Annotated in this window: 11 protein-coding genes; 8 read left to right on the forward strand and 3 right to left on the reverse strand. The window is 65.6% G+C overall.

Annotated features, from left to right (window positions below):
* Positions 1–13: 13 nt before the first annotated feature.
* Complete coding sequence (locus JYG32_RS23525; RefSeq protein WP_213267150.1) at positions 14–847, reverse strand: CerR family C-terminal domain-containing protein; 834 nt, start codon at positions 845–847, stop codon at positions 14–16.
* Between the two features lie 92 nt (positions 848–939).
* Here JYG32_RS23525 and JYG32_RS23530 point away from each other — a divergent pair, with 92 nt between their 5' ends.
* The 6 genes from JYG32_RS23530 (at position 940) to JYG32_RS23555 (ending at position 10,353) form a co-directional block, all read left to right on the forward strand.
* Positions 940–2,064 (forward strand): HlyD family secretion protein, encoded by a 1,125-nt coding sequence (locus JYG32_RS23530; RefSeq protein WP_213267151.1) that lies wholly within the window; start codon positions 940–942, stop codon positions 2,062–2,064.
* On the forward strand, positions 2,057–3,643 hold the full coding sequence (locus JYG32_RS23535) for an MDR family MFS transporter (RefSeq protein WP_213267152.1): 1,587 nt from the start codon (positions 2,057–2,059) through the stop codon (positions 3,641–3,643). The genes JYG32_RS23530 and JYG32_RS23535 overlap by 8 nt, the downstream gene beginning before the upstream one ends.
* Before the next feature lie 13 nt (positions 3,644–3,656).
* A complete protein-coding gene (locus JYG32_RS23540) occupies positions 3,657–5,144 on the forward strand; it encodes an efflux transporter outer membrane subunit (RefSeq protein ID WP_213267153.1) in 1,488 nt (495 codons plus the stop codon).
* 365 nt (positions 5,145–5,509) lie between these two features.
* Positions 5,510–7,045: a catalase gene (locus JYG32_RS23545; protein WP_213267154.1), complete on the forward strand. Its 1,536-nt coding sequence runs from the start codon at positions 5,510–5,512 to the stop codon at positions 7,043–7,045.
* 76 nt (positions 7,046–7,121) lie between these two features.
* Positions 7,122–7,733, forward strand: a complete 612-nt coding sequence (locus tag JYG32_RS23550) for an ankyrin repeat domain-containing protein (RefSeq protein WP_213267155.1) — start codon at positions 7,122–7,124, stop codon at positions 7,731–7,733.
* 787 nt (positions 7,734–8,520) lie between these two features.
* Entirely contained in the window at positions 8,521–10,353 is a 1,833-nt protein-coding gene (locus JYG32_RS23555; protein ID WP_213267156.1) for a S53 family peptidase, read from the forward strand.
* A gap of 417 nt (positions 10,354–10,770) precedes the next feature.
* Here the strand turns inward: JYG32_RS23555 and JYG32_RS23560 are convergent, their stop codons facing one another.
* Positions 10,771–11,427 (reverse strand): pyridoxamine 5'-phosphate oxidase family protein, encoded by a 657-nt coding sequence (locus JYG32_RS23560; RefSeq protein WP_213267157.1) that lies wholly within the window; start codon positions 11,425–11,427, stop codon positions 10,771–10,773.
* 326 nt (positions 11,428–11,753) lie between these two features.
* Between JYG32_RS23560 and JYG32_RS23565 the strand changes: the two genes are divergently transcribed.
* Positions 11,754–13,220, forward strand: coding sequence for a PLP-dependent aminotransferase family protein (locus JYG32_RS23565; protein ID WP_213267158.1), 1,467 nt, complete (start codon positions 11,754–11,756; stop codon positions 13,218–13,220).
* Between the two features lie 22 nt (positions 13,221–13,242).
* Here JYG32_RS23565 and JYG32_RS23570 read toward each other — a convergent pair whose 3' ends face one another.
* Positions 13,243–14,793: a phospholipase D family protein gene (locus JYG32_RS23570; protein WP_213267159.1), complete on the reverse strand. Its 1,551-nt coding sequence runs from the start codon at positions 14,791–14,793 to the stop codon at positions 13,243–13,245.
* Positions 14,794–15,425: 632 nt separating this feature from the next.
* On the opposite strand from JYG32_RS23570, the gene JYG32_RS23575 reads away from it, so the two are divergent.
* Positions 15,426–15,854, forward strand: a complete 429-nt coding sequence (locus JYG32_RS23575) for a carboxypeptidase-like regulatory domain-containing protein (protein WP_249744854.1) — start codon at positions 15,426–15,428, stop codon at positions 15,852–15,854.
* Positions 15,855–16,159 lie beyond the last annotated feature (305 nt).

Genomic DNA, 16,159 nt, shown 5'->3' on the forward strand with positions numbered 1-16,159 from the left:
CGGCGCGCCGCGCTCAACGCGCGACGGGCTTCTTCACGCGCCGCGTGCTTGCCGCCGCAGGCGCCGCCGCGCCCGGCTTCGCCGTGCGTTTCGCCGCAGCACGCTGCCCCCGCTTCGCACCGGCTTCAGGATCGGCGGCACACGCGTCGCGCTGCGCGTGCCATTGTTCGAGCAGCACGCGCGTCTGGTCGGCGATCGTCTCGATCAGCAGCGCCGCGCGCTCGCCCTCGAACGCTTCCCATTCGAGCAGTTGCAGCGCCGAACGCTGCGCGATGTGGAACACCGTGATCTGCCCGAACAGGCTCAACGCGCGCAACCGCGTGACGGGATCGTCGGCCGGCCGCCCCGAGATGCGGCCGATCAGCTCGGCGCTCACGTCGTTGAGCGGCTTGCGCATCCGCTTCATCAGGATTTCGCTCGCGCTCGCCGGCTCCTGGCCGCCCTGCTCGCGTACGAAGAACATCCGCTGGTTCATCGTCTTCGGCGCCGTGAACATCCGTTCCGACAACGCGCGCAACAACCCGATGAACGCGTCGATCAGCACGTCGACATCCGCGTCCGCATCGAGCATCGCCCACGCATGGCCGACCGACGGCGCGAATACCTCCCAGCCGTGCTCGGCGATCGTCTCCACGCACGCGCGGTAAACGCCTTCCTTGTTCTCGAAGTAGTACTGGAGCGCCGGGGCGTTCACGCCGGCCATCGCGGCGATCTCGCGCGTCGATGCGCCCGCGAACCCGCGTTCGCCGAACAGTTCGATCGCGGCCTCGATGATCCGCTGACGCGTTTCGTCGCCGCGCGCGTAGCCGCCCGCCGACGTGCGGCGCAGCTTCTTCGCTTCGTTCATGCCTTCCTCGTCATTCGATCGATCGACATTCTACTTGACACAATTTTAGCAACTGGAATAATTCTTCCAATTGGAATAAATTGGATGCCAGCATGTCGACGCTGCAAGACCCGCCACAGAAAGCAAATCGTCAGGAAATCGAAACAACGCCGCGCAACGGAAACGTCGGATCGAAGCGGCGCATCCTGCTCGTCGTCGCCGTGCTCGCAGCCATCGGCGGTGCCGTCTGGCTCGGCCGCTGGTGGACGGTCGGCCGCTTCATCGAAAGCACCAACGATGCGTACCTGCAGGCGGACAGCATGACCGCCGCGCCGAAGGTCGCCGGCTACGTGACCGACGTGTATGTGCGCGACAACCAGGCCGTGAAGGCCGGCGATCCGCTCGTGCGGCTCGACGTCCGCCAGTACCAGGTCGCGCTCGCGCAATCGCTCGCGACCGTCGACGCGCGCCGCGCCGATATCGCGCGCGCCGAAGCCGACATCAGCCAGCAGCACGCGAATCTCGAACAGGCCGACGCGCAGGCGAAGGTGTCGCAGATCAACGCGCGGCACGCGAGCGACGAATACGCGCGTTATGCGCCGCTTGCGGCGACCGGCGCCGAAACGCACGAACGCGTCGCCGACCTGAAGAGCACGCGCGACCAGGCGGCCGCGACGCTCGCCGCGAACAACGCGTCGATCGCTGCCGCCCGCACGCAGATCGCGTCGTTCACCGCGCAGCTCCAGCAGGCGCGTGCGCAACTCGAGGCCGCGCAGGCCAGCGCCGCGCAGGCGCAGCTCGACCTCGACAACACGGTCGTGCGCAGCACGCTCGCCGGCCGCGTCGGCGATCGCACGGTGCGCGTCGGCCAGTATGTGCAACCCGGCACGCGCCTGCTGACCGTCGTGCCGGTCGACGCGATCTATCTTGTCGCGAACTTCAAGGAAACGCAGATCCGCCAGATGCGCATCGGCCAGCCCGTCGAGCTGCATGTCGACGCGCTGCCGGACGGCGCGCTGTCCGGCGTCGTCGACAGCTTCGCGCCCGGCACCGGCGCGCAGTTCGCGCTGCTGCCCCCCGAAAACGCGACCGGCAACTTCACGAAGATCGTCCAGCGCGTGCCGGTGCGCATCCGCCTCGCCGCGGACGCCCGCGCACAGCACATGCTGCTGCCGGGGCTGTCGGTGACGGTCGACGTCGATACGCGCTCGGCCCGCGACGAGAAGCGCCATGGCTGACACGCCCGCGACGACACCCGCGCCGCCGCACGAAGGCCGCGCGAGCGTGACCGACTGGATCGCGGTCGCGGCCGGCGCGCTCGGCGCGCTGATGGCGACGCTCGACATCTCGATCACGAACTCCGCGCTGCCGCAGATCCAGGGCGAAATCGGCGCGACCGGCACCGAAGGCACGTGGATCTCGACCGGCTACCTGATGTCGGAAATCGTGATGATCCCGCTCGCCGCGTGGCTCACGCGCGTGTTCGGGCTGCGCAATTTCCTGCTGACGAACTCCGCGCTCTTCATCGCGTTCTCGATGATGTGCGGCTGGTCGCATTCGCTGCCGATGATGATCGCCGGCCGGATCGGCCAGGGCTTCACGGGCGGTGCGCTGATCCCGACCGCGCAGACCATCATCCGCACGCGGCTGCCGCTGTCGCAGCTACCGGTCGGGATGACGCTGTTCGGCCTGATCGTGCTGCTCGGGCCGCTGTTCGGCCCGGTGCTCGGCGGCTGGCTCGCGGAGAACGTGAACTGGAGCTGGTGCTTCTTCCTGAACCTGCCCGTGTGCCTGCTGCTGATGGCGCTGCTGGTGTTCGGTCTGCCGTCGGACCGCCCGCAATGGCGCTCGTTCTTCAACGCGGACTGGCTCGGGATCGCCGGCCTCGCGATCGGGCTGAGCTCGCTCACCGTGGTGCTCGAGGAAGGTCAGCGCGAACGCTGGTTCGAATCGCAGATGATCGTCACGCTGAGCCTCGTGTCGCTCGCCGGGATGATCCTGATCGCGCTGTCGCAGCGCTTCGCGAAGCGGCCGATCATGCGGTTGTCGCTGATGCGCAACCCGCGCTACGCAAGCGTGATCGTGATCGTGTCCGCGGTCGGCGCCGGGCTGTACGGCGTGTCCTACCTGCTGCCGCAGTTCCTCGCGATCGTCGCCGGCTACAACGCGGAACAGGCCGGCGCGATCATGCTGCTGTCGGGGCTACCGGCCTTTCTCGTGATGCCGATCCTGCCGCGCCTGCTCGGCAAGGTCGATTTCCGCATCCTCGTGATCTCGGGGCTGCTGCTGTTCTGCCTGAGCTGCATGCTCGACATCAGCCTGACCGCGCAGAGCGTCGGCCACGACTTCGTGTGGTCGCAACTGATCCGCGGCGTCGCGCAGATGCTCGCGATGATGCCGCTCAACCAGGCATCGATGGCGGCCGTCGCGCGTGAAGACTCGGGCGACGCGGCCGGACTCTACAACATGGCGCGCAATCTCGGCGGCTCGATCGGGCTCGCGATCATCGGCACCGTGATCGACCGGCGCACGACCTTCCATACGGCCGCGCTCCGCGAATCGGTGACCGCGAACTCGCTGATCGGGCAGGACCGGTTGTCGGCCTACGCGGCCAACTGGTTCGCGCACACCGGCGACCTCGCGTATTCGAACATGCGTGCGCTCGGGCAGCTTGCGCAGCAGATCCAGATCCAGGCGGTCGTGATGACCTATTCCGAAACCTTTTATCTGCTGGGCCTCGCGCTGCTCGCGTGCGTGCCGCTCGCGCTGCTGCTGAGAACGCCGCGCGGGCCGCAGCCGATGTCGTCCGGCCATTGAACCGTCTTACGCCATGAAACCCTTCTCCCTGCCCCGCCGCCCTGCGCTCACGCTGTGCACGGCCGCGTGCCTGCTCGCCGGCTGCACGGTCGGCCCCGACTACCATGGCGCGCCCGCCGCACCGGATGCGTCGACCTTCGTGCGCGCGCCGGCATCCGGCGTCGACACCGCCGCGCCCGCACCGAGCACGTGGTGGCACGCGCTGAACGATCGCCAGCTCGACGACCTGATCACCGCCGCGCTCGTGTACAACCCCGATCTGCACGCCGCACAGGCGCGCTTGCGCGCAGCGCGCGCGCAGCTCTCGCAACAGCGCGCTGCCCGGTTGCCGAAATCGTCGGCCACCGTCGCGGCCATCCGCATGCGCGAACCAAACGTCAGCGCGCTCGGCTCGCTACTGCCGTCGAACGGCTCGAACCAATCGGGCGGCGCGTCACCGTCGCTCGGCGGCTCGGGGCCGCTGCAGCTCTATTCGGCGGGCTTCGACGCGACCTGGGAAATCGACCTGTTCGGCGGCACGCGCCGGGCGGTCGAAGCCGCGTCCGCGCAGGCCGAGGCCGTCGACGCGGATCTGTCGGACACGCAGGTGTCGATCGCCGCCGAAGTCGCGACCGCCTACGTCGACCTGCGCGATCAGCAGCAGCGGCTGGCGCTGTCGCAGCGCACGGCCAAACTGCAGCAGGAGATGCTCGAACTCACGCAGCAGCGCCGCGCGCGCGGCGTCGCGGCCGATGTGGACATCGAACGCCTGACGACACAGGTCGAGAACACGCGTGCGTCACTGATCCCGCTCGACGCGCAGGTGACGGAATCGCTCGACCGGCTCGCGATCCTGACGGGCCGCGCGCCGGGTGCGCTCGACGCCGCGCTGTCGGCACCGGACGCCCCGCTGCCGACGCTGCCCGGCAGCGTGTCGATCGGTGATCCGGCCGCAGTGCTGAAGCAGCGCCCCGACATTCGCGCGGCCGAACGCCGGCTCGCGTCGAGCAATGCGCAGATCGGCGAGCATGTCGCCGACTATTTCCCCAAGGTGACGCTGCTCGGCGATCTCGGCTTCAGCGCGACGGACCCCGGCCATCTGTTCCGCAAGCAGAACTTCACGTGGATCGGCGCGCCGTACCTGCAATGGAACATTCTCGATTTTGGTCGCACACGCGGCGCGGTGCGTGCGGCCGAAGCGTCGCGCGACGAAGCGGAAGCGAACTACCAGAAGGCGGTGCTCGGCGCGCTGCAGGATGCGAACACGGCATTGCAGCGCTACGGGCACCAGCGCGAGCACGTCGTCGCGCTCACCAAGGTGCAGACGTCGGCCGTGCATTCCCGGTCGCTGATGGACGAGCGCTATCGTGCGGGTGTCGCATCGATGATCGACCTGCTCGACACGCAACGCGAAGCGCTGTCCGCGCAGCAGAACGTGATCGCCGGGCAGGCCGAACTGATCAAGGATTATGTGTCGCTGCAGAAGAGTCTCGGGCTCGGATGGCAGACGGACGCGATTTGAAGGCGGGTCGATCGTCGCCGCGCGCCGCTGCGACGAGTGGCCGTCCCGCGCGATGATCCGTGACCATGCGGACCGGTATCGATGCTTGAATTGCAGATCGTAAAGCGCATCAAAGGCATCGCGCATTCGAGCGTCGGCAGCATCGCCTGCGCGATCCATGCACGATAGCGTCCCGCTACGCAACGCAACAACTCATTGCGCACGCAACAATATTCGTTCGCTCCCTCCTCGACCACCGGGCCCGCCCAGCATCGACGCGGCACCTATCGAAAACATATCCAATATCAATTAGCCAATCGTCTGACGATCTCTTTTAATTCAGTCGGCTTCCCCACCACCGATCGGATTCAAGGAGTTCCATCGTCATGTCCTCATCCTCCCATCGCGTGCCGAGGCACGCAGTCGCCGCGATCTGCGTTGCGCTCTCCGCTTCTCCCCATGCCGCCGAACTCACCCGGGACACCGGCGCGCCCGTCGGCGACAACCAGAATTCGCAGACGGCCGGCCCTGCCGGACCCGTGCTCCTGCAGGACTCCGCGCTCATCGAGAAACTGCAGCGCTTCGATCGCGAGCGCATTCCGGAACGTGTCGTGCATGCGCGCGGCACCGGCGCATTCGGCGAGTTCGTGCCGAGCGCCGACATCTCGGACCTGACGAAAGCGAAGGTCTTCACGCCGGGCACCCGCACGCCGGTGTTCGTGCGGTTCTCCACCGTGATGGGCTATCGCGGCTCGCCCGAACAGGCGCGCGATCCGCGCGGCTTCGCGGTGAAGTTCTATACGCAGCAGGGCAACTGGGACATGGTCGGCATCAACTGGCCCGTGTTCTTCATTCGCGACGGCATCAAGTTCCCCGACTTCGTCCACGCGAACAAGCCGAGCGCCGTGACCGGCGTGCAGGATCCGAACCTCGCATTCGATTTCTTCGCGAACACGCCCGAAGCGACCAACATGCTGACGATGCTGTACACGGATGCCGGCATGCCCGATTCGTATCGCCACATGGACGGATTTGCGGTGCATGCGTTCAAGTTCGTCAATGCGCACGGCGACGTGCACTACGTGAAGTTCCACTGGAAAAGCCAGCAAGGCGTGCACGGCCTGCGTCCGCAAGACATCGCCGCGTCGATCGGGCGCGACTGGAACATGATGACGAACGACCTGTACGGCGCGCTGAAGCAAGGCGACTACCCGAAGTGGGATCTGTACGTGCAGGTGCTCGCGCCGAAGGACCTGAACCGCTTCGACTTCGATGCGCTGGACGACACGAAGGTCTGGACGGGTGTCCCTGAACGCAAGATCGGCACGATGACGCTGAACCGCGTGCCCGACAACTACTTCCAGTCGACCGAGGAATCGGCGTTCGCGCCGTCGCGACTCGTGCCGGGCATCGAACCGTCCGAAGACCGGATGCTGCAGGATCGCCTGTTCGCGTACGCCGACACGCAGATGTACCGGCTCGGCGCGAACTATATGGACCTGCCGATCAACCGGCCTGTCGTGCCGGTGGTCAACAACAACCAGGACGGCAAGATGAATGCCGGCGACCGCAAGGGCGAGGTGAACTACGAACCGTCGACGCTGCATGAACTCACGCAGGATCCGCAGTACAAGTCCGTACGCACGGTGCTCAGCGGAACGACGCAGCACGAAGCGATCCACCAGAAGCTGCTGTTCCGTCAGGCGGGCGAGTACTACCGCGGCCTGTCGCAGCAGGACAAGGACGACCTGATCACCGCGCTGTCCGGCGATCTCGGCAAGGTGACGAACGCGCACAACCAGTACGCAATGCTGTCGTACTTCTACAAGGCCGATGCCGACTACGGCACGCGTCTCGCGCAAGCCGTTCACGCGAACGTGCAGCAGGTGCAGTCGCTCGCGGCGAAGCTGAGCGAGAACTGATCCCGCGACTCCAGTCGCCGTCGACGTGCGGGTTGCGCCGCGCACGTCGACCTTACCTCTACATCAGGACATCCCCATGCGATCAGAACGCCTGACACGCACGATCCGCGCGACCACAACGGCCCTGGCGCTGGCCGCGATCGCCGGCTGTGCGCACCTTCCCGACCAACCGGCGTATTCCAAAGCCGATCCCGCCGCGCTGCGCCGCTATGACGACGACTGGTTCGACGCTGCCCGCGTCGGACGCGTCGATATCCTGCGTGCCTTGCACGACGCCGGCTATCCCGTCGACGCCACCGACAGCCACGGTTATACGGCCGTGATACTCGCGTCCTACGACGGCCAGCCCGCCGCACTCGACTACCTGCTGTCGGCCGGCGCAAACGCGTGCGCCGGCGATCGCCACGGCAACACGGCGCTCATGGGTGCCCTCTTCAAGAACGAACCCGACATCGCGCGGCGCCTGATCGACACGCGCTGCCCGATCGACCAGACGAACGGCGCCGGCGAAACCGCGCTGGGGTTCGCGACGCTGTTCAATCGCTTCGAACTGATTCCGCTGCTCGTCGCGCATGGCGCGAATCCGTACCATGTCGATCGGCGCGGCCAGTCGCTGCTGCAGCTCGCGCTGACGCACGACAACACCGAAGCCGAGGATGCGCTGCGACACGCAGGTGCCGGACAGTAGCGCGGCACGCGTTGCCGGCAGGCAGATCGACCGGGCACGGCTGATCGAAGTTGGCCGAGCGGCTGACCGCTTCCCACGCGGCTGCTTCGGCCACCTGGTGCTTCGAATATTCCTGCGCCATCGCGACCGAGCCGGTCATTCGAGCACTTCCTCGATAACGCTCGACCCATTACAGGACGAATCGGAAATGATCGGCGAATCGCCTCCAGAATTACCTGCGAATGCGAACTCGAAAATTACAAACTACTGCCGATCTTTTCAAAAACATTGCGCATATTCGATTTAATTTTGTTTCATATAATCAAAAAAAGTTTGACACTCCGCTTTCGTTCTTGATACCGTCGGATGCAAGCAATCTGACGAATTGCCCACCACGCAATCGATTCCGCTCTACGTTTTTTCGCTTCCGCCGCACCGAAGTGCTCGCCGCCGGCTGTGTCGTTCGCGCGCCGGCGCATGCAACATCCCGATGCATCTCATTGGACGGCTGCCATCCGGCAGCGGGCCGAAGGATCGAATCAAATGAGCAGGACAACGAAGCTGTTGCTCTAGCAAGCCCGCTCGCGCCATGTCCGCGCGGCTGCCCCGCATCGCGGCGCAGCCCTTCCGTTACCGCGTTTTCCGTATTTCGCCCCCGGAGAGAAACCACCTTTCCGGATCGGGCGAAAGGCCCTGTCGCGTCCGCGCCATCCGCACGAGCGCGACAGAAAGCGGCGGCGCACGACCCGCGCCGCTGTCGACCGTTGTTGTTCGTGCCGTTCGATGTTCAACCGGAGGGGTAATTCAAATGAATCAGGTTGCAAACAAGAAACAAAAGCGCATTCGCATCGTCAAGCTCGCATTCGCCGCAGCAGCGGCCGCTTCGTTCGGCATGGCGACCGCTCACGCCGCACCGGCCGCAGGCTGGACGGAAACGCGCACCAAGGGCTTCCTGCCGCTCGTGCAGCAGAGCGAAGCCGGTGCGGCCGGAGCGCCTGCCGCGAGCACGGCCGCCGCCGCGGCTGCGGCAATCGAACTGGCACCCGGCGAATCGGTGGACATCGTGCTCGGGCTGAACCTGCGCAACGAGGCGCAACTCGACCAGTACCTGCGCGACCTGCATACGCCCGGCTCGCCGCACTACCGGCAGTTCCTCACGCCGGCGCAGTTCGCCGCGCAGTATGCGCCGACCGACCAGCAGGTCGCGTCCGTCGTCGCGCATCTGCGCAAGGCTGGCTTCGTGAATATCGTGGTCGCGCCGAACCGGCTGCTGGTGTCCGCATCCGGCACCGCGGCGACCATCAAGTCCGCGTTCCGCACGACGCTCAAGCGCTTCACGCGCAACGGCCGCAGCGTCTATGCGAATACCGACGCAGCGCAAGTGCCGAACGCGATCGGCGGCATCGTGGGCACCGTGCTCGGCCTGCAGAACGTCGAACTGATGCATACCGGCGCGGTCGGCAAGCCGCAAGGCAACACCAGCAACCTGACGATTCCGGCCGGCGCGTCGGCGGTGCCGCACAACCCGACCGAATTCTCGTCGATCTACGGCGGCGACGGCACGCCGACGGCCTCGCAAACCACGGTCGGCATCATCTCCGAAGGCGACCTGTCGCAGACGGTGAGCGACCTCAATACGTTCGCCGCGAACAACGGCCTCGGCACGATCACCAGCAGCATCGTGCAGACCGGCCCGGCCGGCAGTTCCTACACGGATACATCCGGCACCGTCGAGTGGAACCTCGACAGCCAGTCGATCGTCGGCGCCGCTGGCGGCAGCGTGAAGCAGGTCGTGTTCTACGCTGCGCCGTCGATGACGCTCACGGCGATCACGGCTGCGTACAACAAGGTGGTGACCGACAACGTCGCGAAGGTGATCAACGTGTCGCTCGGCGTGTGCGAATCGTCCGCGTACAGCACCGGCTCGCAGGCGACCGACGACACCATCTTCAAGCAGGCGGTCGCGCAGGGGCAGACCTTCTCCGTATCCGCCGGCGACCATGGCGCGTACGAGTGCGCGAGCGGCACGCCATCGCGCTCGACCTACACGGTGAGCGAACCGGCAACGTCGCCGTACGTGATCGCGGTGGGCGGCACGACGCTGTTCACCAACACGTCGACCAACGCGTACAACAGCGAGATCGTCTGGAACGATCCGAGCTGGCAGCCGGGCACCGTGTGGTCGACGGGCGGCGGATACAGCAAGTACGAGGCCGCGCCGTCGTGGCAATCGTCGAGCCTCACCGGGTCGACCAAGCGTGCGCTGCCGGACGTCGGCTTCGACGCCGACCTGCGCACCGGCGCGATCCTGGTGGTGAACGGCCAGACGTCCGACACGCTGTGGGGCTCGGGCTACCTGAACAACGAAGGCGGCACGAGCCTTGCCGCGCCGATCTTCACGGGCATCTGGGCGCGGCTGCAGTCGGCGAACAACAATGCGCTCGGGTTCCCCGCGTCGAGCATCTACAAGTACTTCCCGTCCAACGCGGCGCTGCTGCACGACGTCACGTCCGGCAACAACGGCAGCGGCACCTACGGCTACAACGCAAAGGCCGGCTGGGACGCGACGACGGGCTTCGGCAGCGTGAACATCTCGAAGCTGAACGCGTTCATCCAGAGCACATCGGATTTCGCGCGCTGATGGATCGATGACCGACGCGGTTCCGGGTACGCGCCGTTTCGCGCGCCCGGAACCGCGTGCAACTGCGTAAAAAAACCCGCGAGGGCTGCGAAGCCCTCGCGGGTTTTCTGCATTCCGCGGGCGGCGCAACGACGCGACCGCGCCGCATCCGCACCGCGCGGAGTCGCATCCGCCGCACGAGTCGCGCGAACACCGCCTGGAGTGAAACGGCCGGCGGCCGTTTCCGGCGGCACCTCCTGATCGGCCGGAACTGAAAGGAACCGCACGACGACAGCGCTGCACTCGCGCTGTCGGCCACTGAAGCAGTGGTCCCACTGCCATGCGGACATCGCACGGCCTGCAACGCCGCAAGCGTCGGGTATTGCGGGCTCCGCGCGCCGCCGTTTTCTGCGAAGCCTCCCGGTCTTGCCGCGGAACTCAATCGGCCCAGTTCCGGACGTAATTCGGCACGGGCACGCTGCCGTTTCCGTCGGCATGAATCGGCGTACCGCGCGTCGTCTTCAGCGGCAGGATTCCCGCCCACACGGCGAGCGCAAGATCTTCCTCCTTGTCGGAAGGAAGCGAATCGCTGACTTTCACGGCCGCCTCCGCAAGAGAAATCCGCAGCACGCTGGTTGCGTTGATTTCCTTCGAATTGCCCGGTCGCGCTTCATGCTTGCGGCCCACGGCGATCTTGTCCATCAAGGCATCCAGCGCCGCGAGTTTTTCCGCGCCGCCGGCAACCACGTCGAACTGCCCGTAGATCACCGCCGATCGATAATTCATCGAATGACTGAAGGCCGACTTGGCCAGCACGAGCCCATCCAGCAGCGTAATCGCCACGGACGCCTGCGCGCCCGCAGACAGCGCCTTGATCATCCGGCTTCCGTTGGACCCGTGGATATAGAGATCATCGCCCCTTCTCCAGTGCGCGGTCGGGATGCAGTGCGTGTCCTGTCCGTCGCTGAACGCGACGTGACAAACGTACGCATCGTCCACGATGCGGTGGAGCATCGTGCGATCGCGATTCGCCAGTTCAGGCAGGCGGCGAATGGTGGTACGGGACGTGGGAGAGACGAGGGTTTGGTCGTTCATGTTCGTTTTCCTGTTCGCGCGCCACCTGGCGCGCATCGATCGGCCCGCGTTTCGGCAACACGCGGATATCCGATCGAATATATCTATGTACTACGAAATGAATAAAAATCGAAATCACGCGATATCGACGCGTGATCGACCGGTCGTTCGACTCATCGACAGTCGCTCGCCAAATCGATCAAAATACGCGATTGCAACGATCGCCCGAGTACCGGCCATCCGCTGCGAATCGCCCGGCACTGGCCTGCACCGCGAGAACGTGAACAATACGATGTGCGTTGATTCTTAAAAAGAACCAGCCCAAGGAAAAATTCTGGAACCAGCCTATGGATCTCGCGCTGCTCGTCTCATCGCTTTCCGGACAGGACGGCACGACAAGACACAGCCAGCAGGAAGCCCTGTACCGGAGCCTGCGCAACATGCTGCTGGACGGGCACATCCCGCCCGGCACGCGGCTCGTGTCGACGCGCATGCTCGCGGCGGAGCTGGGCATCGCGCGCAACTCCGCGGTCTATGCGTACGAGCGTCTTGCCGAAGAAGGCTTCGTGGCGGCCACGCGCAACGGCACGATCACGCTGTGGGACGGCTGCGGCCGTTCGAGCACCGGGAATGACGACAGCCCGGCCCCGGTTCACCTGTCCGAGCGCGTGCACGGCCTGGAGAATGCCCATCCCGAGCCCGAACGCATGCTGCCGTTCGTCCCCGGCCTGCCGTCGCTCGACGAATTCCCCGTTGCCCAGTGGCGCCGTTGCATCGAGCGCGCGTGGAAAGCCGTCAAGCCCGCCCAGCTCGCGTATGGCCCGGTCGAAGGGCTGCCTGAATTGCGGCGCGCCGTGGCCGCCTACATCCGGGTCTCGCGAGGCGTACGCTGCGAGACCGGCCAGGTCTTCATCACCGACGGCACGCAAAGCAGCCTCGAGCTGTGCGCGCGCATGCTGGCGAATCCCGGCGAATTCGGCTGGCTCGAAAACCCCTGCTATAACGGCGCCAGGACAGCATTCCGCTCAACCGGCCTGAATATCGTGCCGATCGAGGTCGACCACGAAGGCATGGCGCCGACCGACGAACAGTGGCGCGACAAGCCGCCCCGGCTGATCTATACGACGCCGTCGCATCAATACCCGCTCGGCGCGCTAATGAGCCCGCGGCGGCGCGCGGCGCTCGTCGAGCATGCGCGTGCATGCGGTGCGTGGATCATCGAGGACGACTACGACAGCGAGTTCCGCCATGGCGGCCAGCCGCTCCCGGCGATCCAGGGCATGGATGCCGACGCGCCGGTCTGCTATCTCGGCACGTTCAGCAAGACGATGTTTCCCGCGCTCCGGCTCGGCTTCATGGTGGTGCCGCCGGTCCTGGTCGACCGCTTCACCAGGACGCTGCGCGAACTCGTCCATCGCGGCCATTCGGCCGATCAGCTGGCGATGGCCGAATTCATCGACACCGGCCTCTTTGCGCGGCACCTGCGCCGGATGAGGACGCTGTACGCGGAGCGGCGCAGCAGCCTCGAAGCGGCACTCGCCCGCCACCTCGGCACATCGTTGAGCGTTCGGGAAAGCCCGGGCGGCATGCATCTGTCGGCGGATCTCGCGCTGCCGCTGCACGACACCGAAGTTGCGCGCGCCGCGTCCGCGCATGGCCTGCTGCTTCAGCCGCTGAGCAGCTACGGCGTCGGCGACGGCCGCCGGTACAACGGCTTCGTGCTCGGATATTCCGGGCTAAGCGATGCGACGATCGAAACGGCAACGCGGCAGTTCGCGGACGTCATCGAAAGGCACAGCCGCACGCGGAGCTGAGCGCCGTACGACGCATCGTCGCTCATAGTTGCGATTCGATCGGAAACAGCCCGAGAAACCAGACTTCCATCCGGCGCGCAGCCGAAACTTCCGGTTCATGGTCGAGTTCGGTGACCTTCCCACCCGAATCGGTCTGAACCCACTTGAGCTGCCCTTTCCCCGCCGGATCGGTCCTCGGCTCGACACGCCACGCGATCCGATCGAGTCGGGATTCCAGATCGTCTGCAACCTGCGACGCAATTGCCGGACTTTCGCAGTAAACGCCGATCTCCGTATTGAGGTTCAGCGAGCGCGGATCGAGGTTCATCGACCCGATGAAAATGCGCTTGTGGTCGAACACGTAGGTCTTCGCATGCAGCGACGCGCGCGACGATCCGATGATGACCTGCTTCGAAATGCTCTTGTCGCCCGATGGCCGCCGTTCGTAAAGCCGCACGCCGGCCGCTACGAGATCGCTTCGGTAGCGCCGGTAGCCGGCATGCACGGCCGCCACGTCGGTCGACGCGAGCGAATTGGTCAGCACCGTCACGCGCACACCGCGCGCCGAGAGCGCGCGCAGCCGCTCGACGGCGTCCTTGCCCGGCACGAAATACGGCGACACGATCAGCAGGTCGTGTTCGGGCTGCAATGCGAGCGCGCGCAATTGCGGCATCAGGTGCCCGTCGCTGTCCTTCGGCGAATGCGCGATCTTCGACGGGTCGTCGTACAGTACCGTCGCGTGCCCCCACGACAGTTCCGTGCCCTGCCCATGAACGATCCGGTCGAGCCGTCGCCTCGCTTCGAGCACGTACGGATTGTCCTCCATCGCCCTCAGGTAGTCGCGCAACCGCTCACGCTCGCGATCCAGCCCGCCCGGCGCCGCGTCGTGCCCGACCAGCGCGTCGATCGGATACGCATACGGGAAATTCCAGAACGTATCGAATTCCGTCGAGATGTCCTTCACGACGGGACCGTGGACGACGACATCGAGATCGCCGAACTCCAGCATCGACGATGCGCCGAAGTATTCGTCACCGATATTGCGGCCGCCGACGATCGCCGCCTGGTTGTCCGCGATCATCGCCTTGTTGTGCATGCGCCGGTTGACGCGCGAGAACTCGAACACCGTGCCGATCTTCTTGAACCGGCGCGTAGCGACCGGATTGAACAGCCGGATCTCGATGTTCGGATGCGAGCTGATCTCGAGCAGCTTGCGGTCGTCCGCGTTCGTGCCGAGATCGTCGAGCAGTGCGCGGACGCGGACGCCGCGATCGGCCGCGCGAATGATCGCGTCGGCCAGCTCATGCCCGGTCAGGTCGTCGTGCCAGATGTAGTACTGAAGGTCCAGCGAACGGTCCGCGCGATCGGCGAGCAGCACGCGCGCATCCAGCGCATCGACCGGATCGGTCAGCAGATGAAACGCGTCCTGCCCCGGATGCATGCCGGCCTGCTGGCGGAACGCGACGCCCAGCCGCGTGTTTTCCGTGTCGGCGAACGCATGCGTCGGCGCGCGGTCGGCCTGCGGTGGCAGGCTGGCGCACGCAACGAGCGCCAGCAACGAAAGAATCGCACCCCACGAACGCAGCATGATCATGATTACCGTCGCCACTCCCCGGCGAAGCGTGTTTATTCTGGCCGCCGGATGGATCGCGGGGCTCGACGGCTGACCGGGCGCCCGACAGGCATCGCGCGCGGACAGTGCCGCGCCACAGCATACTTCGATTGCCATCGGGACGGCATCCTCTCCGTGTTTTCCCGGTGGTGGTGTTCTGAAGATGCGCGACATGCCGCTGTCGCTCGCGGCGAAAACGCTCGTGCGGACGTTCAAGGGGGAGATCGATACGTGCACACGCCGCGCAGGCGGCGTGGTGCGCCCCGCTTCACGGCACCCGAAGCACGCCGTCCGTGAAGCATGCGAATGAGTTCTTCGACGACAGGTTGAGCGCATTCGAATGGCCTGTCTGTCGGCTGGCGTACAGGCGCACCAGGCCGCCGACGCCGTGTTCGCGGTAACGCCACGCCCGCAGGCAGCGCGATGCTCAAGTTGCCGAAGCCGGCGCGTACGACGCCCCGGACGGCGCGTAATCGGATGAAGACCAAGCGTCCGGCACCGAACAGACATGCGGCGCGAATAGCCGCATTGGTGGGAGACGAGCCGGTCCTGTCAGTCAGACCAACACTGCCGCCACACGTCGACTCCCCGCCGAATCCTCCAGGAGATCCCTCATGAAAACATCCGCGTCCTTAATGCTCGCGTTCCTCCTAAGTGCCACGTTAGTCGGAATCGCCCCGGTTGCAGCCGACGACAACCTTCCTCCGATGCAGCACACCGATCAGGTTACTTATATGTCGGGTGGCATCGGACTCGATCAGTCGGTCGCCATCAAGGGTGCCATGCGCGACTACGCACTCGTGCTCACCTTCGTCCGCCGGGCCCGAAGCGGGAACGAATACTTGTCCGACGTACTGGTGACCATCACGGACATGAAAGGCAATACGGTCCTGGAAACTCCGTCGGACGGCCCGTTCATGCTGGCCAATCTGAAGAACGGACGTTATGCGATCAACGCGAGCTACAACGGCCAATCGGAACGATACATCGCGGACGTTTCGGCATCGCGGCACGCGCGCCATACGTTCATCTGGTTCATGTAGACATGAGCCCCCGCCCCTCTGCGCACAGGCGGCTTTCGGCGCAACGGCCTCTCGAGCCGGCAGGGCGCCGTCTGTCCGCCCGGTACGGCGTCCGGCTGCAGTACCGGTAAAGCGACAATCCCCACTGCGATTGCGGCATCAGCGGCCAATGCGCGTTGTCGAAGCCTGCATCGTCGGCTTCACATCACGTCCACCCGGGAATGTTCCAGTCGATTCGTTATCCTGATCCGCGTCGATCCGACAGACCCATGTCCGATCCAGCGCACACTTTGTACGCTTTCGTACCGCGTCGGCAGTCCGTTGCC

The organism is Burkholderia pyrrocinia, from assembly GCF_018417535.1.
Classification (GTDB): Bacteria; Pseudomonadota; Gammaproteobacteria; order Burkholderiales; family Burkholderiaceae; genus Burkholderia; species Burkholderia pyrrocinia_E.